The following is a 19,964-nucleotide window of genomic DNA, read 5'->3' on the forward strand; positions in this document are numbered from 1 at the left end:
GGCCCTGCATGCCCGTCCTCGTCGCCTACGCCACCAAGTACGGCGCCACACGCGGGATCGCCGAGCACGTCGCCCACGAGCTCACCACCGCCGGGCGGCCCGCCGTGGCGCTGCCTGCCGCCACCGTGCACGACGTCTCCACCTACTCCGCCGTGATCATCGGCAGCGCTGTGTTCGTGGGGAAGTGGCATCGCGACGCCCGTCACTTCGTGCGCCGCCACGGCGAGCAGCTCCGCCAACGGCCGGTGTGGCTGTTCAGCAGCGGCCCCCTCGGCGAGGCGACGCACGACAAGGACGGCAAAGACCTGGTCGAGACCTCTCGGCCCCTCGACCTCGCCAAGCACGTCGAGGCGACAGGCGCCCGCGGCACGACGGTCTTCTTCGGCGCGCTCGACGCCGCGCGCCTCGACGCGCCCGGCCGGCTCATGATGCGCGTCCCCGCGGCGCGCGAGGTCATGGTCGAGGGCGACTTCCGAGACTGGGCCACCATCGGGGAGTGGGCTCAGGGGGTCGCGGCCCAGTTGGCGGACGATCCGGCCTGAGGGCGCGCCGCCACGCCACCAGCCAACAGAAGAAGCCCCAGGTCAGATGACCTGGGGCTTCGTGCTGGTGGGCGATACTGGGATCGAACCAGTGACCTCTTCCGTGTCAGGGAAGCGCGCTACCGCTGCGCCAATCGCCCAGATGGGTGGTGCTGCGAGGTGGAGATGGGATTCGAACCCACGTATACGGCTTTGCAGGCCGCTGCCTCGCCACTCGGCCACTCCACCCTGAGATCGTGACTCCTCAGCGGAACACAAGTGCGCCGATCAAGGATCCATCTCCGAGCGGACGACGGGATTCGAACCCGCGACCCTCACCTTGGCAAGGTGATGCTCTACCACTGAGCCACGTCCGCGCGACACTCCCGCTCGGCTCTCACCGGCGTTCCGTGTGCGTCCCAGACTCTAACTGACGAGTTCGGCGTGCGTCCAACCGGCCCAGCCGCGGTGCCCCCGCCGGGGTCGGTACGGTGGCGCTGTGCCTGTGACCAGCCGCGACATCCATCGCACGCCCGAGGGGCCCGCGATGGGCGCGGCGTGGTTCGCCGGCGTGCGCGCACGGGGCGTCCTCGAGCACGTGGACGTGCGGGCCACACCCGAGCGGTTGGCGACGCCCGGCTTCTGGGCGGTAGTGGGGGACTTCGACGGATCCGTGCGCGCGTGGCGGTTCGCGGAGGTGGACCGCCTGGCGGATGGCGGCACGGGCCAGCACGTGTCCTCGGGCCGCGGCTGGCGCGGTCCAGCGCCGGAGGCGTGGTCGTCATCGATGAGCCGTGAGCAGTACCAGGGCGCGGTCACGGCGACCCGGGCGGAGATCCGGCGGGGGAGGGTCTACCAGGCGAACATCTGCCGGGTGCTGTCCGCGCCCCTGCCGCCGGTGGGCGGCGCCGAGCCCGACGCGCAGGCGCTCTCGGCGGTGCTCGCGGCCGGCAACCCGGCGCCGTACGCGGGCGGCGTGCACGTTCCCGCGGGCGATGGCGGCGAGCCGGTCTGGGTGGTCACCGCCTCGCCGGAGCTGTTCCTGCGCGTCGACGGCGACGTCATCACCTCCGCGCCCATCAAGGGGACCGCCGAGCACCCGGACGCGCTCCAGGCCAAGGACCGCGCCGAGAACGTGATGATCACTGACTTGGTCCGCAACGACCTGCAGCGGGTCTGCGAGCCGGGAACCGTCGAGGTCGTCGACCTCCTGGCCGTTGAGCAGCACCCGGGGCTCGTCCACCTGGTCTCGACGGTGCAGGGCCGGCTGCTGCCGGAGGTGGCGGGCTCGCCGCGGCTGTGGGCGGAGGTGCTGGACGCCGCCTACCCGCCGGCGTCGGTGTCCGGGGCGCCGAAGAGCTCGGCGCTGCAGGTCATCTCCGAGTTCGAGCGGGCGGCGCGCGGGCCGTATTGCGGCACGGTCGGCTGGATCGACGTGGCGGAGGACGGACGCGTGCGCGCGGAGCTCGCGGTGGCCATCCGCTCGTTCTGGTGGACGCCCGACGCGCACGCCGGGGGTGTGTTGCGATTCGGCACCGGGGCGGGCATCACCTGGGGGAGCGACGCCGAGGGCGAGTGGGCGGAGACCGAGCTCAAGGCCCGCCGGCTCGTGGCCCTGGCGTCGGCCGAGCGCTGACCTGCTTCGCGCCCGTGCGCGGGGCCGCGGCGCCAGACTGGCGGCATGAGCGATCCTGCACGCCCGGTGATCTGGTCCGACGGCCGCCGGCGGTCCCCGGACGAGCCAGTGGCCACCGCTGTGGACCACGGCCTGACGGTCGGGGACGGGGTCTTCGAGACCTGCGGCGTCGTCGGCGGCCAGGCATTCGCGCTGAGCCGCCATCTGCGCCGGCTGGCCCGCTCCGCCCAGGGCCTCGGCCTGCCGGCGCCGGATGAGGACACCGTGCGGGCGGGCGTCTCGGCCGTGCTCACCGCCGCAGGCCCCGACGCCGGACGGGTGCGGATCACCCTCACGGGGGGTCCGGGACCCCTCGGCTCGCACAGGTTCGCACCCGAGGACGCGCATCCCACACTGATCGTCCTCGCGGGACCGGCGCCCCGCTCTCCGGTGGCGCGGGTGGCGCGCGTGCCGTGGGTCCGCAACGAGCGGTCCGCCGTCGCGGGCCTCAAGACGACCTCCTACGCCGAGAACGTCGTCGCTCTGGCCGAGGCGTACCGGCGAGGCGCCGATGAGGCGCTGCTGGCCAACACGGTCGGGGAACTGTGCGAGGGGACGGGCTCCAACGTCTTCGTCGAGCGCGGCGGCGAGCTGCTGACGCCCCCGCTGTCGAGCGGCTGCCTCGCCGGCATCACCCGCGAGCTGCTGCTGGAGTGGGCCGCGGAGGCCGGCCTGCCGGTCCGCGAGGCCGCTGCTGGCGAGCTCCCCTACACGGTGCTCGACGAGGCGGCGTCCGGTCGCGTCGGCCTGCTGCTCAGCGGGTCCGTCCGCAACGTCGCGCCGGTGGTCGCGCTCGACGGCCAGGATGTCGAGGTGGGCGAGGTCAGCGCCGCGGCCCGCACGCTCTTCGAGGCGCGCATGGCCCAGGACGTCGATCCCTGACAGTTCGCGCGGGTCAGGCGTCGACGAGCGTGACCCGCACCCGTGCCGTGTCGCCGATCGCGAGATGCTCCGCGGCGCGGACGGACTTCTTGACCGGCAGCACGTAGGTGCCGTGGGCCTTGTCGGGGAACACCGATGTGCGCCACTCCGTCTGCCCGATCGTCACGTCGACGCGCATCGAGCCGAATCCCCGGGCGCCGCGGTCGGCGACGTCGGCGATCTCGTCGGCTGCGGCGTCGGGCAAGCTGACGAACGTCCAGGTGTCCGTCTTCCGGGCGTCCCAGACCCAGATGACGGCCTCGAACTCGAAGGTCACACGCGTCCGATTCGCGGTGGTTGCGCTCTCAGGCGGTGAGGAGCGCGGCGATGAGCGCCGAGATCTCGCTCTCCATGCGGTCGCTCTCGGAGCCGAGCGGCACCAGGGTCTGCGTGGCGGCCAGGAAGCGCTCGAAGGGCTCGGCGGGGGTGGCGAGGAGCGCACTGCCCTCGACGCCGCTGAGCGACAGGAGCGCGTAGTCGGGATCCTCGTCCCGCCATACCTGCACGTCCCCGGTGCCGGCCGGCGCGTCGCTGCGGGCCAGCATCCCCTGCACGAGTAACTCGCGGCCGAGGAGCCAGGTCGACATGGTGTGAGGGCCAGTGAAGACAGCGCGGACCGTGTAGGGGTCGGCTATCCGGAACGAGATCTCTGCGGTCACCGGGATCACGCTCGCGTCGGAGCTGATCAGCTGCATGGTGACGACCTCGACGACGTCGTACGACTGCTGCGTCACCGGAGCCCTCCTGATTCGCACGGGACTGGAGATGCCATCATGACAGTGGGACGACTCTTCGTGGGGAAATTCGTCTCGGAGTTCACCCATCAGGCCGTGCGCGGGCTCAGTTCGGAATATCGGCGAACGTTCGGTAGCATCCTCCACGACGTCAACCACGGTTGGCGGCCTCCGGGCCGTGATTCGTGACGACGGGCGATTGGCTCAGTGGTAGAGCGCCTCGTTCACACCGAGGAGGTCACTGGTTCGAACCCAGTATCGCCCACCATCGTTTGTGCAGGTCAAAGGCCGGCTCCCGACTGAGGGAGCCGGCCTTTGCGCTCTGCCTGGTGAGCGGGGGCCATCGGGGCCGCGAGCGAGGCGAGCAGAGCCAACTTCTCCGCGTCCTTGGTGCCGGGGGCGGTGTGGTGCAGCGTCAGCGCGAGCCCGTTGGCTCCGCTGATGAGCAGTCGCTCCTTGTGGAGCGTCAGCTCGCCCACCTGGGGGTGGTGGATCACGGTCGCCCAGCTCTCCCGCGGGTGGACGTCGTGCCGGGCCCAGAGCTGGCGGAACCTCTCGCTCGCGAGAGAGAGCTCGCCGACGATCTGCACGAACCGGGGATCGTCGACGTCGGCGCCCGCCGATTCGCGGAATCCGGCGACCATGCCTGCCCTGGCCTGCTCGAAGTCGGGGCAGAGCGCCGCCTCGGCAGGGTCGAGGAAGATGGCGCGCAGCCGGTTCTGGCCGACCCGGATGTTCGGCGAGATGGCCGTGACCAGGTCGTTGGCGGCGAGCACGTCGTAGTGCCGGCTCTCCACGAACGCCGGTATCCCGATCGAGGCGACCAGCTGGCGGATGCCTGCGGGCACGGTCGTCGGGCGGTGGCGACGCGGACGCCGCCGCTGCTGATGGTGCGCGGCGAGCCCCAGGAGGTAGGCGGTGGCGGCGTCGTCCAGCCGCAGCACACGGGCCAGAGACTCCAGCACCTGCGCCGACGGGTTGTGGTTCCGGCCCTGCTCGAGGCGGAGGTAGTAGTCGGAGCTGATGCCCGCGAGCATGGCGACCTCCTCGCGGCGCAGCCCCTCGACCCGTCGCCGCCCCATCGTGGGCAGGCCGACGTCCTCGGGGCGGACGAGCTGGCGCCGTGCCCGGAGATAGGCGCCCAGGCTGCCGGGATCGGTCACCGAGCCACGCTAACGCGGTCGTCGCCCGGCTGGGTGTCCCTGGCACTCCCAGGAAGGCCAGGGCACTCGCACGGCCCGGCGTCGCCGCCCACGCTGGCCCCATGGCTCACACAGAACTCCCCGGTGGGACCTTCACCCTGGGTGCCGACCTGGTCGTCACCCGCACCGGCTACGGCGCGATGCAGCTCGCGGGCCCCCAGGTGATGGGGCCGCCCCGAGACCGCGACCAGGCCATCCGCGTGCTCCGAGCAGCGGTCGAGCTCGGGATCACCCACATCGACACCGCCGACGCCTACGGCCCCCACGTGACCAACGAGCTCATCAACGAGGCGCTGCACCCCTACCCGGACGCGGTGCACATCGTCACCAAGGTCGGGGCGCTCCGCGACGCCGACGGCGGATGGCCCTCCGCCCGCGCCCCACAGCAGCTGCGCGCCGCCGTGCACTCGAACCTGAAGACCCTGGGGCTGGACGTGCTCGACGTCGTCAACCTGCGCGCAGGAGGGCCGCTCGGCCCCGAGCCCGGATCCATCGCCGAGGCGTTCTCGACACTCGTCGAGCTGCAGCAGCAGGGCCTGATCCGGCGCCTGGGCGTCAGCAACACGACCACCGACCAGGTGGCCGAAGCGCGGGCGATCGCCCCCATCGTGTGCGTGCAGAACTTCTACAACGTGGCGAACCGCGGCGATGACGCGCTCATCGACTCGCTGGCCGCCGACGGGATCGCCTACGTGCCCTTCTTCCCCCTCGGAGGCTTCAGCCCGTTGCAATCGGATGTGCTGAGCGCCGTGGCCGCCCGGCGCGAGACGACGCCGATGTCGGTGGCGCTCGCCTGGCTGCTGCACCGGTCACCCAACATCCTGCTCATCCCCGGCACCTCCTCGGTGGCGCATCTGCGTGAGAACGTCGCCGGCGCCGGGCTCGTCCTGTCGGAAGCCGACCTGGCCGAGCTCGACGTCATCGGCGCGACCTGACCGCCCCCCAGTCACGGGGACGCGGCGTCGGGGGCATCGAGGAGCTGGGCGGAGTCGGCGGCCATGGACCAGCTGGCCAGCAGGTCCATGGCCCGCCCTTGCTCCAGTCGGGTGTCGTCGTCGGTCGAGACGCCTGCGAGCTCCACACGCAGCGCAGCGGCCACATCGTCAACGTCTCATCCGTCCTCGGCCTGACCGCCGTGCCCGGATGGGCGTTGTACTGCGCGGGCAAGTTCGCGCTCGAGGGACTCACCGAGGCGCTCGCGGGCGAGGTGGCCGAGTCCGGCATCGACGTCACGCTCGTCGAGCCCGGGTACTTCCGGACGTCGTTCCTGACCGAGGACTCGCTGACGCCGCCCTCGGGTGTGCTCGACGCCTACGCCACCGCGAAGGTCGAGGTCCTGCGCGACACGCTCGAGCAGGCCCGCGTGAGCGCCGGGGCCACGGACTTCACGACCGTGTAGATCAGGCGGGGGACCAGGCTCGGTAGCATCGTGGTGCGCCCGCCGCTCGTGGCAGGCCTGACCTGAGGAGATCGCACCCGTGCCCGAGGACATCACCCTGACCGTCGACGGAACGAGCACCACGGTCGAGGCGGGCACGACGGGGACCGACCTCTTCGGCTCCCGCCGCGAGGGCGGCGTGGGCCGCGTCGACGGCGAGCTGCGCGACCTGTCGCTGCCCCTGCCCGATGGCGCCGTCGTGGAGGCGGTGACCATCGACTCGCCCGACGGGCTGTCCGTGCTGCGCCACTCGGCCGCGCATGTGCTCGCGCAGGCCGTGCAGGAGGTCAACCCGCAGGCGAAGCTCGGCATCGGGCCGCCCATCACGGACGGCTTCTACTACGACTTCGACGTCGAGACCCCGTTCACGCCCGAGGACCTCAAGGCCCTCGAGAAGGTCATGCAGCGCATCGTCAAGGAGGGCCAGGCCTTCCGCCGCTGGGATGTCACCGAGGACGAGGCCCGTGAGGCGCTCGCGGACGAGCCCTACAAGCTTGAGCTCATCGGGCTCAAGGGCACGGCCGAGCAGGCCGGCGAGGGCGCGAGCGTCGAGGTGGGGCTCGGCGGCCTGAGCATCTACCAGAACGTCCGGCGCAACGGCGAGGTCGCGTGGCAGGACCTGTGCCGCGGCCCGCACCTGCCCAGCACCAAGCTCATCGCGAACGGCTTCCAGCTCACCCGGTCCGCCGCGGCGTACTGGCGTGGGTCGGAGAAGAACCCGCAGCTGCAGCGTGTGTACGGCACGGCGTGGCCCACCAAGGACGAGCTCAAGGCGTACCTGGAGCGGCTGGCCGAGGCCGAGCGCCGCGACCACCGCAAGATCGGCGCGGAGCTCGACCTGTTCTCGTTCCCGGACGAGCTCGGCTCGGGCCTGCCGGTGTTCCACCCCAAGGGCGGCGTCATCCGCAACGAGATGGAGGAGTACTCCCGCAAGCGCCACATCGAGGCCGGGTACTCGTTCGTCAACACCCCGCACATCACCAAGGGTCGCCTGTACGAGATCTCGGGCCACCTCGACTGGTACCGCGACGGCATGTTCCCCCCCATGCACATCGACGCCGAGCTCAACGACGACGGCAGTGTGCGCAAGCCGGGCCAGGACTACTACCTGAAGCCCATGAACTGCCCGATGCACAACCTGATCTTCCGGTCCCGTGGCCGCTCGTACCGCGAGCTGCCGCTGCGGCTCTTCGAGTTCGGCACCGTGTACCGGTACGAGAAGTCGGGCGTCGTGCACGGCCTGACGCGCGTGCGCGGCCTGACCCAGGACGACGCGCACATCTACTGCACGCGCGAGCAGATGAAGGACGAGCTCGCTACCACGCTGAGGTTCGTCCTCGACCTGCTCAAGGACTACGGCCTCGAGGACTTCTACCTCGAGCTCTCGACGCGCAACCCCGAGAAGTCGGTCGGCTCGGACGACGCGTGGGAGGAGGCGACGCGGACGCTCGCCGAGGTGGGCGAGGCCTCGGGCCTCGAGCTCGTCCCCGACCCGGGCGGCGCCGCGTTCTACGGCCCGAAGATCTCGGTGCAGGCGAAGGACGCCATCGGGCGGACGTGGCAGATGTCCACGATCCAGCTCGACTTCAACCTGCCCGAGCTTTTCGAGCTCGAGTACACCGCCGCCGACGGCTCGCGCCAGCGTCCCGTGATGATCCACCGTGCGCTGTTCGGCTCGATCGAGCGCTTCTTCGGCGTGCTCACCGAGCACTACGCGGGCGCGTTCCCGGCGTGGCTCGCGCCCGTGCAGGTGCTCGCCGTGCCGGTGGCCGAGCCGTTCAACGAGTACCTCGGCGGCGTGGTGGACCAGCTCCGCGCCCAGGGCATCCGCGCGGAGCTCGACACGGGTGACGAGCGGTTCGGCAAGAAGATCCGCAACGCCAGCACGCAGAAGATCCCGTTCGTGCTCATCGCGGGTGGCGACGACGTCGACGCGGGCGCCGTGTCGTTCCGCTACCGCGACGGACGACAGGACAACGGGGTGCCGGTGGCGGAGGCGATCGAGCGCATCGTGGCCGCGGTGCGCGATCGCGTCCAGGTCTGAGCGCGCGATGAGCGACGACGACCCGGTCGAGGTCGAGGTCGAGGTCGAGCAGGCGGGCGCGCGCCCGGGCGTCCCCGACGGCTTCGAGCGGTTGTGGACCCCGCACCGGATGGCGTACATCGGCGGCGAGAACAAGCCGTCCGACGACGCCGCCGGCGCGGGGTGCCCGTTCTGCCGGGCCCCCAGCCTGAGCGACGAGGACGCCCTCATCGTCGCTCGAGGTGACGCCGCCTACGTGGTGCTCAACCTGTACCCGTACAACTCGGGGCACCTGCTGGTGTGCCCGTACCGGCATGTCGCCGACTACACCGACCTCACGCCCGAGGAGGTGGCGGACGTCGCGGAGCTCACCCGCACCGCGATGCGCGTGGTCCGGGCGGCCTATGCGCCGGACGGCTTCAACCTCGGCATGAACCAGGGCCAGGTCGCCGGCGCCGGCATCGCCGCGCACCTGCACCAGCACATCGTGCCGAGGTGGGGCGGGGACTCGAACTTCCTGCCCATCGTCGCGCGCACCCGGGCGCTGCCCGAGTTGCTGAGCGACACCAGGGCGCGCCTCGCTGCCGCGTGGCCGACGGACCAGAAGGGATGATCGAGGCGTGCTGAACCGACTGCGGGGGCTCATGACGCGGGTCATGACGCCCCTGGCCGACGTGCTGCTCAAGCGCGGTGTCTCACCAGACGCCGTGACGATCGCGGGCACGCTCGCCGTCGTCGTGGCGGCGCTGTGGCTGTACCCCCCGGGGCCTCTGCTCGCCGGGACGCTGCTGATCGCGGCGTTCGCGCTGACGGACTCCCTCGACGGGGTGATGGCCCGGCGCGCCGGGCGCTCGAGCAGCTGGGGCGCGTTCCTCGACTCGACGCTGGACCGCTTCGGTGACGCCGCGATCTTCTCCGGGCTCGTGCTGTGGTTCTTCGGCCGTGGCGACGACACCCTGGCGGGCGGCCTGGCGCTGGCCTGCCTGGTGCTGGGCTCGGTGGTCCCGTACGCGCGAGCCCGCGCCGAGGGGCTGGGCATGACGGCCTCGGTGGGCATCGCCGAGCGGGCCGACCGGCTCGCGGCGGTCCTCACCGCGACGGCGCTCGTCGGGATCGGGCTGCCGTCCGCCATCCTCACCGTGGTGCTGGGCCTGCTCGCCATCGCGTCCGCGATCACGGTGGTGCAGCGCATGGCCACGGTGCGCGAGCAGGTCAGGGCGGCGGCGTCATGAGCAAGGATCTGACGGCCCCGCTGATCACGCTCTGCTGGCGCCTCGCGGGCAAGGTCCCCGAGGTCGTGCTGCGGGGGGCGAGCGTGATCGGCGCGGACGCCACCTGGCTGCTGCGCGGCGGCGGTGTGCGGCAGCTCGAGGCCAACCTGCGGCGGGTGCGGCCCACCGCGTCGCCGCGCGAGCTGCGCAGGCTGAGCCGGGCGGGCATGCGCTCGTACTTCCGCTACTTCGCGGAGGCGTTCGCGCTGAGCCGGCTGACGCCCGAGCAGGTCGCCGCGCGGGTCCGGCCTATCGCGCTCGAGGAGATCGAGGGCGCCCTGGCCGCCGACCAGCCCGTTGTCATGGCCCTGGGCCACATGGGCAACTGGGACCTCGCCGGCGCGTGGGGGACCGTGCGGCTGGCGCCGGTCACCACCGTGGCGGAGCGGCTCAAGCCCGAGGAGCTGTTCCAGGAGTTCCTGGACTTCCGGCGCGGAATCGGCCTGACGATCATCCCCCTGTCCGGCGACGGCAGCGTGTTCCGGCAGCTCTTGCGGGCGGCCCGCGGCCCGCGCGCGATCATCCCGTTGCTCGCGGACCGGGACCTGTCCGCCCGCGGTGGCATCGAGGTTGACCTGTTCGGCGCCCGCGCCCGGGTCGCCGCAGGCCCCGCCTCGCTGGCCATCGCCACCGGAGCGCCCTTGGTCGCGGTGACGATCTCCTACGAGCGGCTGCGCGGCGAGCGCCGCCGGGCCGCCGGGTCGCCGTGGGGCATCGCCATCGAGTTCCACCCGTTCGTCCCCGTGCCCCAGCAGGGCTCCAGCGCCGAGAAGGTGGCAGCGATGACGCAGGCCTGGGTCGACTCTCTCGCCGACGGCATCACACGGGCCCCCCAGGACTGGCACATGCTGCAGAAGGTCTTCGTCGACGACCTGGACCCGCAGCGGTACGCGGCGACCCTCTCCGCCGGGTCGACGACAGCCGACGGCGCGGCCGACGGGCAGGCGCAGGCATGAGCGCGCACGCCGAGCCCGCTGTGGGCGACCGCCCGCTGCGCATCGGGATCGTCTGCCCGTACTCCTTCGACGTGCCCGGCGGCGTCCAGTTCCACGTGCGCGACCTCGCCGAGGCGCTGATCGCCCGTGGGCACGAGGTCTCGGTGCTGGCGCCCGCCGATGACGAGACGCCCATCGCCCCGTACATGACCTCCGCCGGACGCGCGGTGCCGGTGCGCTACAACGGCGCCGTCGCGCGGCTCACCTTCGGCCCGGTGACGGCGGCGCGGGTGCGGCGCTGGCTCGCGGCCGGCGAGTTCGACGTCTTGCACCTGCACGAGCCCGTCACCCCCAGCCTCGGGATGCTCGCGCTGTGGATCGCCGACGGTCCCATCGTCGCGACCTTCCACACCGCGCTGCTCCGCTCGCGCCCCCTGCAGCTCGCCTACCCGCTGGTGCGGCAGTCGATGGAGAAGATCGGCGCGCGCATCGCCGTCTCCGAGGACGCCCGGCGCACGCTCGTCGAGCACTTGGGCGGGGACGCCGTCGTGATCCCCAACGGCGTGTACGTGGACACCTTCGCGGACGCCGAGCCGGACGCCCGCTGGGTCGGCACGCCCGAGGCTCCGACGGTGGCCTTCCTCGGCCGCCTCGACGAGGCCCGCAAGGGCCTCGCGGTGCTGCTCAGCGCGGTGCCGGAGATCCTGCGGCGGCAGCCCGGGACCCGCTTCCTCGTCGCGGGCCGCGGCGAGACCGGGCCTGAGGACGTGCGCGCGCTGATCGGCGAGGAGGCGGCGCGCGCCGTCGAGTTCCTCGGCGAGATCACCGACCAGGAGAAGGCGCAGCTGCTCTCCTCCGTGGATGTGTACTGCGCGCCTCAGACGGGTGGCGAGAGCTTCGGCATCGTGCTCGTGGAGGCGATGAGCGCCGGGGCGGCCGTGGTGGCGAGCGATCTCGGCGCGTTCCGGCGGGTCCTGGCCGAGGGGGAGGCCGGCGTCCTGTTCCGCACCGGCGACTCGCAGGACCTGGCGCGCACGCTGCTGCGCGTCCTCGACGACCATGACGAGCGGCGCGCGCTGGTGGCCAGGGCGGCCGAGGCGGTGCGGCGCTACGACTGGTCCTCGGTGACGCATGAGGTGCTCACCGTGTACGAGATGGTGGTCGAGGGGCGGGACACGCCCGTCGGCGAGGACCCGCTCTCCCGCCGGGGCGCCCGGATGCTCGAACGGCGACGTGGACGGGGTGAGGCGCAATGAGCTGGTCCGAGTCGGCGGTGCTGATCGCGGCGCTGATCGCGTTCAGTGTCTGGTGGGTGTGGGTGGCCGCGTCCCGGCTGGACCGCCTGCACCGCAAGGTCGCCGCCTCGCTCGCCGTCGTCGACGCGCAACTCCTGCGGCGCGCGTCGGCGGCCTCGCAGCTCGCGTCCTCGAGCCTGATGGACCCGGTGAGCTCGCTGCTGGTGGGCGAGGCCGCTTGGCGGGCCCTCGCGGCCGGCGGCCAGGACGTCCCGGCCCTCACCACGCTCCCGCTGGAGCTCGACGGCGGCGCGGCGGCGCAGGTCCGCGGCGCCGACCCCCACGCCCAGGCGGACCGGGGGATGGCGGAGAGCGAGCTGTCCGCGACGCTGCGCGCGGTGCTGGACGACCCGGACGAGGTCGCCGAGCTGCGCGCGGAGCCCGGTGGCGCCGAGCTGCTCGACGCGCTGGCCGCCGCTTGGTACCGGGTGCAGCTCGCCCGGCGCTTCCACAACGAGGCGGTCGCGCAGACCCAGCGCCTGCGCCGCGGGTGGTGGGTGCGGACGCTGCGACTGGCCGGAGGCGCCGCGCTGCCGCAGACGCTCGAGCTCGACGACGCCTGGCCTGACGCGCTGGGCAGGCCCGGCCTGCCTGCGGTGACTACAGGGCGGACAGGCCCTCCGGGCTGAGAAGGCCCCGGACTAGGATGTTCGCGAAGCGCTCACCCGCTCCCACACACATCCGCTCACCTGATCTGCGAGGCCAGCGTGACCACTGAATCCAGCACGTCCGCTCCGTCCGTCGCCGATGGCGCCGTGGGCACTGCCCGCGTCAAGCGCGGCATGGCCGAGATGCTCAAGGGCGGCGTGATCATGGACGTCGTCAACGCCGAGCAGGCGAAGATCGCCGAGGACGCGGGCGCCGTCGCCGTCATGGCGCTCGAGCGCGTCCCCGCGGACATCCGCTCGCAGGGCGGGGTGGCGCGCATGAGCGACCCCGACCTCATCGACGGCATCATCGCCGCCGTCTCGATCCCGGTGATGGCGAAGGCCCGCATCGGCCACTTCGTGGAGGCGCAGGTCCTGCAGAGCCTCGGCGTGGACTACGTCGACGAGTCCGAGGTGCTGACCCCCGCCGACTATGAGCACCACATCGACAAGTGGGCGTTCACCGTGCCGTTCGTGTGCGGGGCGACGAACCTGGGCGAGGCGCTGCGCCGCATCACCGAGGGCGCGGCCATGATCCGCTCCAAGGGCGAGGCCGGCACGGGCGACGTCTCGAACGCCACGACCCACATGCGCACGCTGCGCGACCAGATCCGCCGCCTGACGTCCCTGCCGGAGGACGAGCTCTTCGTCGCCGCCAAGGAGCTGCAGGCGCCGTACGACCTGGTCAAGGAGGTCGCCCGCACGGGCAAGCTCCCCGTCGGGCTGTTCACCGCCGGCGGCATCGCCACGCCGTCGGACGCCGCGATGATGATGCAGCTCGGCGCCGAGGGCGTGTTCGTCGGCTCCGGCATCTTCAAGTCCGGCAACCCGGCTGACCGCGCCGCCGCGATCGTCAAGGCTACGACGTTCTACGACGACCCGGGCGTCATCGCGAAGGTCTCGCGCGGGCTGGGCGAGGCCATGGTCGGCATCAACGTCGACGACGTGCCCGTGGGGCACCGGCTGGCCGAGCGGGGCTGGTGACCGACTCCGTCGACGGCCCGGTCCGCGCCCTCGGCCCCGAGTGGGTCATGGGCGCGGACGGGCTGCGGTTCCGCCGTGCCGCGCGCGTCATCCTGCTCGACCAGGACGACCGCGTGCTGTTGGTACGCGGCCATGACGCCGACCAGCCCAGCCGGAGCTGGTGGTTCACGGTGGGCGGCGGGATCGACGCGGGGGAGGACGCCCGCACCGCCGCGGTGCGCGAGGTCCGGGAGGAGACCGGCCTGCGGCTGCGCCCGGAGGATCTCGTCGGGCCGGTGTTCACGCGCTCGGCGGTCTTCGACTTCGTCGCCGAGCACTGCCGCCAAGACGAGGAGATCTTCGTGGCGCGGCTTGACGCGGACGCCGCCGCCGACGTCGCCGACCTGAGCCGGGCCGGGTGGACGGACCTCGAGCACGACGTCATCGACGAGCTGCGGTGGTGGGACCTCGACGACCTCGCGCACGAGGCGCTGGAGGTGTTCCCGGAAGGGCTCGCCGAGCTGGTGCGCAGCCTGTTGCCGGAGTGGGACGGCAAGACCCGCCACCTCGGGCTGGGCCGCGGCTGAGCACGCTGGGAGGCTGAGCCCGGGGCTCAGCCGCCGCATCGTTTCCGGGAGCGCGGACCGTGGGGTTACGGTGCGGTACGTGCCGACCACCACCTCGCCCGTCGTCCGGATGCACCGCAGCGGGATCAGGAAGCTCATGGAGCTCGCCATGCTCGACCCCGAGGCGATCAGGCTGGAACTCGGTGAGCCCGACACGCCCACGCCGCCGCACATCGTCGAGGCCGCCGCGAACGACGCGCGCTGCGGGCACACCGGCTACACCTCGAGCATCGGCTCGCTGGAGCTGCGCACCGCGTTGGCGCAGAAGGTGGGGGCAGTGAACGGGCTGACCGCCACGGCTGACGACGTGGTGGTCACGCACGGGGCGATGCACGGCCTGGCCATGGCTATCAACGCCACGATGGGCCCTGGCGACGAGCTGCTCGTCCCCGACCCCGAGTTCCCGAACTGGCGGATGGCCGCCACCGCCGCGGGGGCTGACGTGCGGACCTACCCGGCGTACGCCGCCGCGGGCTTCGTGCCGACGCTCGAGGACATCGAGGCCGCCCTCACGCCGCGCACCAAGGTCATCCTCGTGAACTCCCCGAACAACCCCACCGGCGCGATGTACCCGCCGGAGCTCCTGGCCGGCATCGTCGACATCGCCCGCCGGCACGACCTGTGGGTGTTCTCCGACGAGTGCTACGAGGCGATCACGTTCGGCCCCGCACACGTGAGCCCGGCCGCCTTCGACACCGATGGGCGGGTCGTCACGTTCTTCACCTTCTCGAAGACCTACTCGATGACGGGCTGGCGGCTCGGGTACGTCGTGACGCGCGACCCGTACGTGCACGACCTCCTGGGCCAGGTCGCGGAGGCCACCGTCGCGTGCCCGTCCACCGTGAGCCAGCGCGCGGCGTTGGCGGCCCTGCGCGGCCCGCAAGACGACGTGGCCCGTGCCGTCGAGGCCTACCGCCGCCGCCGGGACGCGGCAGTCGCGCTCCTCACGGCGCGAGGCGTGCCGTGTGTGCAGCCAGACGGGGCGTTCTACCTGATGGTCGACGTGTCACGGGCCACCGGGGACAGCGAGGAGTTCGCGCTGGCACTGCTCCGCGACCGCCATGTCGCGGTGTCGCCCGGATCGGCCTTCGGCGCCGGCGGCGAGGGGATGGTGCGGGTGTCGCTCGCATCCGACGAGGCCGCGATCCTCGCCGGGCTGAGCCGCCTCGCGGACCAGGTGGACGCATGGCAGACGGCGTCCGCGGCTCTCGCCACTGGGACGCCGTCCCCGGGCGTCTGACCTCGACCGTAGGATGCGCAGCCGTGACGGCGACCATCGGGATCCTGGCCCTGCAAGGCGACGTGCGCGAGCACGCGCGAGCGCTCGAGCACGTGGGGGCGCGGGCCGTTCCGGTCCGCCGGGTCGCCGAGTTGGACGCGATCGACGGCCTGGTGATCCCCGGCGGCGAGTCGACCACCATCGACAAGCTGCTGCGGGCCTTCGACCTGTTCGGGCCGCTGCAGGAGCGCCTGCGCGGCGGGCTGCCCGCCTACGGCTCATGCGCCGGGATGATCCTGCTCGCCGACCGGGTGATCGGCGGAACCGCCGACCAGCAGGTGCTCGGCGGGCTTGACCTCACGGTGCGCCGCAACGCCTTCGGGCGGCAGGTCGACTCGTTCGAGACAGACCTGGTCATCGACGGCATCGAGGACAGTGAGACGGCGCCGCTGCACGCCGTCTTCATCCGCGCGCCCTGGGTCGAGGAGATCGGGCCGAAGGCCGTGGCGCTCGCGCGCGTCCGCACAGGGCCCGCCGCCGGTAGGATCGTCGCGGTGCGCCAGGGCCCACTGCTCGCGACCTCCTTTCATCCGGAGGTCACCGGCGACGCGCGGGTGCATCGACTGTTCGTGCAGATCGTCCGCGACAGCCTCTGACCCGCCCGTCGCGGCGTTGCTCGGGCGTCGTGGGCGGAGACGAAGGGGTAGCGATGTGCGGTCACTCCAAATGGGCCACCACTAAGCACAAGAAGGCCGTCGTCGACGCCAAGCGGAGCAAGCTCTTCGCGAAGCTGATCAAGAACATCGAGGTGGCCGCCCGCACGGGCGGCGGTGATGTCGCGGGCAACCCGACGCTCTTCGATGCGATCCAGAAGGCCAAGCGGACGTCGGTCCCCATCGACAACATCAACCGCGCCGTCAAGCGCGGCTCCGGCCAGGAGGCCGGTGGCGCCGACTACGAGACGATCATGTACGAGGGCTACGGCCCCGGCGGCATCGCCGTGCTCGTGGAGTGCCTCACCGACAACCGCAACCGCGCCGCGTCTGACGTGCGCGTCGCGTTCACCCGCAACGGCGGCCAGATGGCCGACCCGGGGTCGGTGTCCTACCTGTTCTCGCGGCGCGGGGTCGTCATGGTGCCCAAGGAGGGCACGGACGAGGACTCCGTCATGGAGGCGGCGCTCGACGCGGGCGTCGAGGAGGTCAACGACTTCGGCGACTCGTTCGAGGTGCTCTCCGCCGCCACCGACCTGGTGCCGGTGCGCACCGCGCTGCAGGAGGCCGGCATCGAGTACGACTCCGCGGACGTGGTGTTCTACCCGTCGATGCAGGTCGAGGTCGACGTCGAGGGCGTCCGCAAGATCATGCGCCTGATCGACGCGCTCGAGGACTCCGACGACGTGCAGAACGTGTACGCGAACTTCGACGCCTCCGACGAGGTCATGGCGGAGCTCGAGTCCGAGTGACCCGGCTGGGCTCGCCGGGCGGTGCTGCCGCCCGGCGCGGCCCTGGGCTGGGAGACTGACCGGATGCGCGTGCTCGGAGTGGACCCCGGCCTCACCCGGTGCGGACTGGGCGTGGTCGACGGCCTGCCCGGGCGCGACGTCCGGATGGTGGCGGTCGGCGTCGCGCGCTCGGACCCCGCCCACGAGGTGGACCAGCGGCTGCTGGCCATCTCGCTGCAGCTCGAGGAGTGGCTCGACGAGCACGCCCCGGACACGGTGGCAGTGGAGCGGGTCTTCGCCCAGCACAACGTCAGCACCGTGATGGGCACCGCCCAGGTGGCGGGGCTGGCGATGCTCGCGGCCGCGCGGCGGCGGATCCCGGTCGCCCTGCACACCCCCAGCGAGGTCAAGGCGGCGGTCACGGGCAACGGCCGCGCGGACAAGCCCCAGGTGCAGGTGATGGTGCAGCGGCTCCTCGCGCTCGACGAGCTGCCGCGCCCCGCCGACGCGGCCGACGCGCTCGCCCTGGCGATCTGCCACCTGTGGCGTCCAGCCGGGGCGCTCGGCGCACCGCAACGGGCCCCCGGGTCGATGACCCCCGCACAGCGCGCCTGGGCTGCCGCCGAGCAAGCCGCGCGGGGCGCCCGGGCCTGAGGGCGCGTGTCGTTCGTACACCTGTTCGTGCGCATGGGATAGTGCTGTCGGATGCGCGCCGCTTGCGCTCCAGGACGAGGGAGGACCGCGGGTGATCGCGTCGGTACGGGGCACTGTGCAGGCTGTGCGGCTGGACGCCGCAGTGGTCGAGGTCGGCGGTGTCGGCATGCTCGTGCAGGCCACGCCCACGACCCTCGCCGCGTTGCGGGTGGGCGCCGAGGCACTGCTGTGGACCTCGCTCGTGGTGCGCGAGGACTCGTTGACGCTGTTCGGCTTCGCGGACGCCGACGAGCGCGAGGTCTTCGAGGTGTTGCAGACGGTCAGCGGCGTGGGGCCACGGCTCGCCCTCGCGATGCTCGCGGTGCACAGCCCCGACGGGCTGCGGCGCGCGGTGGCCGGGGAGGACCTGGCCGCGCTCAAGCGGGTGCCCGGCATCGGTCAGAAGGGCGCCCAGCGGCTCGTGCTCGAGCTCGGTGGTCGCCTCGGAGCGCCCGCGACGGTCGTCGAGGGGGGCTTCACGCCAGTGGCGGCCACCGACCGGCGCGAGCAGGTGGTGGAGGCGCTGATCGGCCTCGGTTGGAATGCCCGGGCCGCCGACGACGCCGTGGCGCAGGTCCTCGAGCAGGGCGACGTGGCGCCGGGTGACGTCGCGGCCGTGCTGCGCGCCGCGCTGCGCACGCTCGGCGGCGGCCGTGGCTGAGCTCGACGGCGAGTTGGCGGCGATGGACGAGGTCTCGTTGGTGCGCCCCGAGGCCTCCGACCTCGAGCGCGCGGCCGAGGCGGCGCTACGCCCCCGGCGGCTCGACGAGTTCGTCGGCCAGCACGTCGTGCGCGACCAGCTCTCCCTCGTCCTCGACGCTGCCGTCGGGCGCGGCAAGGCGCCCGACCACGTGCTCCTCTCCGGGCCGCCCGGGCTGGGCAAGACGACGCTGGCCATGATCATCGCGGCCGAGCTCGGCGCGTCGCTGCGGGTGACCAGCGGGCCCGCGATCCAGCACGCCGGCGACCTCGCCGCGGTGCTCTCCTCGCTCGAGGAGAACGAGGTGCTGTTCCTCGACGAGATCCACCGGCTGGCACGCCCGGCCGAGGAGCTGCTGTACGTGGCGATGGAGGACTTCCGCGTCGACGTCATCGTCGGCAAGGGCGCCGGGGCGAGTGCGATCCCGCTGTCGCTGCCGCCGTTCACCGTCGTGGGCGCCACCACGCGCGCCGGCTTGCTGCCCGCGCCGCTGCGGGACAGGTTCGGCTTCACCGCGCACCTCGACTTCTACTCCGCCGACGAGCTCGAGCAGGTGCTCACGCGTTCCGCCGGGCTGCTCGGAGTGCCGCTCGAGGCCACTGCCGCGGCGGAGATCGCCTCCCGGTCGCGGGGCACCCCCCGGATCGCGAACCGCCTGCTGCGCCGGGTCCGGGACTGGGCGCAGGTGCGCGGCGACGGGCGGCTGTCGCTCAGCGCGGCCCAGGCGGCGCTCGAGGTGTACGAGGTGGACGCGCTCGGGCTCGACCGGCTCGACCGCGCCGTGCTCACCGCGCTGTGCACCCGGTTCGGCGGCGGGCCGGTGGGCCTGACGACGCTCGCCGTGGCCGTGGGGGAGGAGCCCGAGACCGTCGAGACGGTGGCCGAGCCATTCCTGGTGCGCGAGGGGCTCGTCGGGCGGACGCCGCGCGGCCGGATCGCCATGCCCGCCGCCTGGGAGCATCTCGGCCTCACGGCCCCCACGCCGTCGGGAACGCTGTTCACCTGAGCCCGTGATTCTCGTAGGCTCGAAACCTCGGAACTGTTGGCGCGTGTGAAACGTTGTGCACGCCGTCATCTGCCCTCACTCCGCGGAGAAGTCCGCGGAGGGGTTAGGCGCGAGCAGGCTGGGCGCCTAGACTACGGCGGACATCTCGATCAGACCGGAGACTGACCTTCCATGGACTACTCGTTCCTCATCATCTTGGCGCTGGCTTTCGGCGCCATGTGGCTCATGACGAACCGCACCCGTAAGCAGCAGCGTCAGGCCGCTGATTTCCGGGCGAACCTCGAGGTCGGCCAGGAGGTCATGACGGGTTCTGGCCTGTTCGGGACCGTCGTGGACATCGAGGACGACATCATCACGCTCGAGTCGACGCCGGGCAATGAGTCCCGGTGGCTGCGCGCCGCGATCGCCAAGCTCGTCGAGCCGCCCGTCGAAGATGACGAGGACGAGGAGTACGACGAGGACGAGACGGACGACGACGAGGCGTACGGCTCCGAGGAGGAGCTGGCCGCGGACTCGATCGACGTCCCGGACGACCTGTCGTCGATGCCCCCGGCACGTCCTGCCCGCGACGAGGACGACCCCGAGAAGAAGTAGCTAGCCCCCAGGCCCGCGACGCAGAGCGCCGAGCGGGAACGGTCCCACCGCCCGGCG

Annotated in this window: 24 protein-coding genes and 4 tRNA genes; 21 read left to right on the forward strand and 7 right to left on the reverse strand. The window is 72.4% G+C overall.

Features of this window, described 5'->3' with window-relative positions:
- Positions 1 to 8: 8 nt before the first annotated feature.
- The gene (locus BN3788_RS16620) at positions 9 to 542 is read left to right on the forward strand and encodes a flavodoxin domain-containing protein (protein WP_066588565.1); all 534 of its coding nucleotides are present in this window, start codon (positions 9 to 11) and stop codon (positions 540 to 542) included.
- A gap of 65 nt (positions 543 to 607) precedes the next feature.
- On the opposite strand, the gene BN3788_RS16625 is transcribed toward BN3788_RS16620, so the two are convergent.
- The 3 genes from BN3788_RS16625 to BN3788_RS16635 all read right to left on the reverse strand — a co-directional run bounded on the left by BN3788_RS16625 (position 608) and on the right by BN3788_RS16635 (position 898).
- A tRNA-Val gene (locus BN3788_RS16625) sits at positions 608 to 682 on the reverse strand.
- A 17-nt stretch (positions 683 to 699) separates the two neighbouring features.
- A tRNA-Cys gene (locus BN3788_RS16630) sits at positions 700 to 770 on the reverse strand.
- Between the two features lie 56 nt (positions 771 to 826).
- Positions 827 to 898 (reverse strand) — tRNA-Gly (locus BN3788_RS16635).
- A 170-nt stretch (positions 899 to 1,068) separates the two neighbouring features.
- On the opposite strand from BN3788_RS16635, the gene BN3788_RS16640 reads away from it, so the two are divergent.
- Both BN3788_RS16640 and BN3788_RS16645 read left to right on the forward strand, forming a co-directional pair.
- The gene (locus tag BN3788_RS16640; protein WP_066589626.1) at positions 1,069 to 2,157 is read left to right on the forward strand and encodes a chorismate-binding protein; all 1,089 of its coding nucleotides are present in this window, start codon (positions 1,069 to 1,071) and stop codon (positions 2,155 to 2,157) included.
- Positions 2,158 to 2,202: 45 nt separating this feature from the next.
- Complete coding sequence (locus BN3788_RS16645) at positions 2,203 to 3,078, forward strand: aminotransferase class IV (protein ID WP_066588566.1); 876 nt, start codon at positions 2,203 to 2,205, stop codon at positions 3,076 to 3,078.
- Positions 3,079 to 3,091: 13 nt separating this feature from the next.
- Here the strand turns inward: BN3788_RS16645 and BN3788_RS16650 are convergent, their stop codons facing one another.
- Positions 3,092 to 3,394: a DUF1905 domain-containing protein gene (locus tag BN3788_RS16650; RefSeq protein ID WP_066588569.1), complete on the reverse strand. Its 303-nt coding sequence runs from the start codon at positions 3,392 to 3,394 to the stop codon at positions 3,092 to 3,094.
- A 28-nt stretch (positions 3,395 to 3,422) separates the two neighbouring features.
- A complete protein-coding gene (locus BN3788_RS16655; RefSeq protein ID WP_066588571.1) occupies positions 3,423 to 3,851 on the reverse strand; it encodes an SsgA family sporulation/cell division regulator in 429 nt (142 codons plus the stop codon).
- 193 nt (positions 3,852 to 4,044) lie between these two features.
- Here BN3788_RS16655 and BN3788_RS16660 point away from each other — a divergent pair.
- Positions 4,045 to 4,119, forward strand: a tRNA-Val gene (locus tag BN3788_RS16660).
- Positions 4,120 to 4,132: 13 nt separating this feature from the next.
- On the opposite strand, the gene BN3788_RS16665 is transcribed toward BN3788_RS16660, so the two are convergent.
- A complete protein-coding gene (locus BN3788_RS16665) occupies positions 4,133 to 5,014 on the reverse strand; it encodes a helix-turn-helix transcriptional regulator (RefSeq protein ID WP_066588573.1) in 882 nt (293 codons plus the stop codon).
- 101 nt (positions 5,015 to 5,115) lie between these two features.
- Between BN3788_RS16665 and BN3788_RS16670 the strand changes: the two genes are divergently transcribed.
- Positions 5,116 to 5,988, forward strand: a complete 873-nt coding sequence (locus tag BN3788_RS16670) for an oxidoreductase (RefSeq protein WP_066588576.1) — start codon at positions 5,116 to 5,118, stop codon at positions 5,986 to 5,988.
- Between the two features lie 11 nt (positions 5,989 to 5,999).
- Here BN3788_RS16670 and BN3788_RS19915 read toward each other — a convergent pair whose 3' ends face one another.
- Positions 6,000 to 6,152, reverse strand: a complete 153-nt coding sequence (locus BN3788_RS19915; RefSeq protein ID WP_187138409.1) for a hypothetical protein — start codon at positions 6,150 to 6,152, stop codon at positions 6,000 to 6,002.
- Here BN3788_RS19915 and BN3788_RS18825 point away from each other — a divergent pair.
- The 16 genes from BN3788_RS18825 (at position 6,087) to yajC (ending at position 19,907) form a co-directional block, all read left to right on the forward strand.
- On the forward strand, positions 6,087 to 6,452 hold the full coding sequence (locus BN3788_RS18825) for an SDR family NAD(P)-dependent oxidoreductase (protein WP_234346694.1): 366 nt from the start codon (positions 6,087 to 6,089) through the stop codon (positions 6,450 to 6,452). The genes BN3788_RS19915 and BN3788_RS18825 overlap by 66 nt on opposite strands.
- Before the next feature lie 79 nt (positions 6,453 to 6,531).
- Positions 6,532 to 8,535 (forward strand): threonine--tRNA ligase, encoded by a 2,004-nt coding sequence (gene thrS, locus BN3788_RS16680; RefSeq protein ID WP_066588580.1) that lies wholly within the window; start codon positions 6,532 to 6,534, stop codon positions 8,533 to 8,535.
- A 7-nt stretch (positions 8,536 to 8,542) separates the two neighbouring features.
- Positions 8,543 to 9,127: an HIT family protein gene (locus BN3788_RS16685; protein ID WP_066588581.1), complete on the forward strand. Its 585-nt coding sequence runs from the start codon at positions 8,543 to 8,545 to the stop codon at positions 9,125 to 9,127.
- A 7-nt stretch (positions 9,128 to 9,134) separates the two neighbouring features.
- Entirely contained in the window at positions 9,135 to 9,746 is a 612-nt protein-coding gene (gene pgsA, locus BN3788_RS16690) for a phosphatidylinositol phosphate synthase (RefSeq protein ID WP_066588583.1), read from the forward strand.
- Entirely contained in the window at positions 9,743 to 10,741 is a 999-nt protein-coding gene (locus BN3788_RS16695; RefSeq protein ID WP_066588585.1) for a phosphatidylinositol mannoside acyltransferase, read from the forward strand. The genes pgsA and BN3788_RS16695 overlap by 4 nt, the downstream gene beginning before the upstream one ends.
- Positions 10,742 to 10,776: 35 nt before the next feature.
- Positions 10,777 to 11,976, forward strand: a complete 1,200-nt coding sequence (locus BN3788_RS16700) for a glycosyltransferase family 4 protein (RefSeq protein ID WP_187138404.1) — start codon at positions 10,777 to 10,779, stop codon at positions 11,974 to 11,976.
- On the forward strand, positions 11,973 to 12,644 hold the full coding sequence (locus tag BN3788_RS16705) for a hypothetical protein (RefSeq protein WP_066588590.1): 672 nt from the start codon (positions 11,973 to 11,975) through the stop codon (positions 12,642 to 12,644). Before BN3788_RS16700 ends, BN3788_RS16705 begins: the two co-directional genes overlap by 4 nt.
- 78 nt (positions 12,645 to 12,722) lie before the next feature.
- Positions 12,723 to 13,646 carry a pyridoxal 5'-phosphate synthase lyase subunit PdxS gene (gene pdxS / locus BN3788_RS16710; protein WP_082813018.1) on the forward strand — a complete coding sequence of 308 codons (924 nt, stop codon included), beginning with the start codon at positions 12,723 to 12,725 and terminating at the stop codon, positions 13,644 to 13,646.
- Positions 13,640 to 14,212: an NUDIX hydrolase gene (locus BN3788_RS16715; protein WP_066588593.1), complete on the forward strand. Its 573-nt coding sequence runs from the start codon at positions 13,640 to 13,642 to the stop codon at positions 14,210 to 14,212. The genes pdxS and BN3788_RS16715 overlap by 7 nt, the downstream gene beginning before the upstream one ends.
- A gap of 79 nt (positions 14,213 to 14,291) precedes the next feature.
- Entirely contained in the window at positions 14,292 to 15,491 is a 1,200-nt protein-coding gene (locus BN3788_RS16720; RefSeq protein WP_234346695.1) for a pyridoxal phosphate-dependent aminotransferase, read from the forward strand.
- 23 nt (positions 15,492 to 15,514) lie between these two features.
- Positions 15,515 to 16,126, forward strand: a complete 612-nt coding sequence (gene pdxT / locus BN3788_RS16725; protein ID WP_066588603.1) for a pyridoxal 5'-phosphate synthase glutaminase subunit PdxT — start codon at positions 15,515 to 15,517, stop codon at positions 16,124 to 16,126.
- A gap of 53 nt (positions 16,127 to 16,179) precedes the next feature.
- The gene (locus BN3788_RS16730; RefSeq protein WP_066588606.1) at positions 16,180 to 16,935 is read left to right on the forward strand and encodes a YebC/PmpR family DNA-binding transcriptional regulator; all 756 of its coding nucleotides are present in this window, start codon (positions 16,180 to 16,182) and stop codon (positions 16,933 to 16,935) included.
- Positions 16,936 to 16,998: 63 nt separating this feature from the next.
- Positions 16,999 to 17,568 (forward strand): crossover junction endodeoxyribonuclease RuvC, encoded by a 570-nt coding sequence (gene ruvC, locus BN3788_RS16735; RefSeq protein ID WP_066589635.1) that lies wholly within the window; start codon positions 16,999 to 17,001, stop codon positions 17,566 to 17,568.
- Positions 17,569 to 17,659: 91 nt separating this feature from the next.
- Positions 17,660 to 18,268 carry a Holliday junction branch migration protein RuvA gene (gene ruvA / locus BN3788_RS16740; protein WP_066588609.1) on the forward strand — a complete coding sequence of 203 codons (609 nt, stop codon included), beginning with the start codon at positions 17,660 to 17,662 and terminating at the stop codon, positions 18,266 to 18,268.
- Between the two features lie 22 nt (positions 18,269 to 18,290).
- The gene (gene ruvB, locus BN3788_RS16745; protein ID WP_066589640.1) at positions 18,291 to 19,313 is read left to right on the forward strand and encodes a Holliday junction branch migration DNA helicase RuvB; all 1,023 of its coding nucleotides are present in this window, start codon (positions 18,291 to 18,293) and stop codon (positions 19,311 to 19,313) included.
- 171 nt (positions 19,314 to 19,484) lie between these two features.
- Positions 19,485 to 19,907 (forward strand): preprotein translocase subunit YajC, encoded by a 423-nt coding sequence (gene yajC, locus BN3788_RS16750; protein WP_066588612.1) that lies wholly within the window; start codon positions 19,485 to 19,487, stop codon positions 19,905 to 19,907.
- The last annotated feature ends 57 nt before the right edge of the window (positions 19,908 to 19,964 follow it).

Origin of the sequence: Cellulomonas timonensis, from assembly GCF_900046455.1 — a bacterium.
In the GTDB taxonomy this organism is placed as follows: Bacteria; Actinomycetota; Actinomycetes; order Actinomycetales; family Cellulomonadaceae; genus Cellulomonas_A; species Cellulomonas_A timonensis.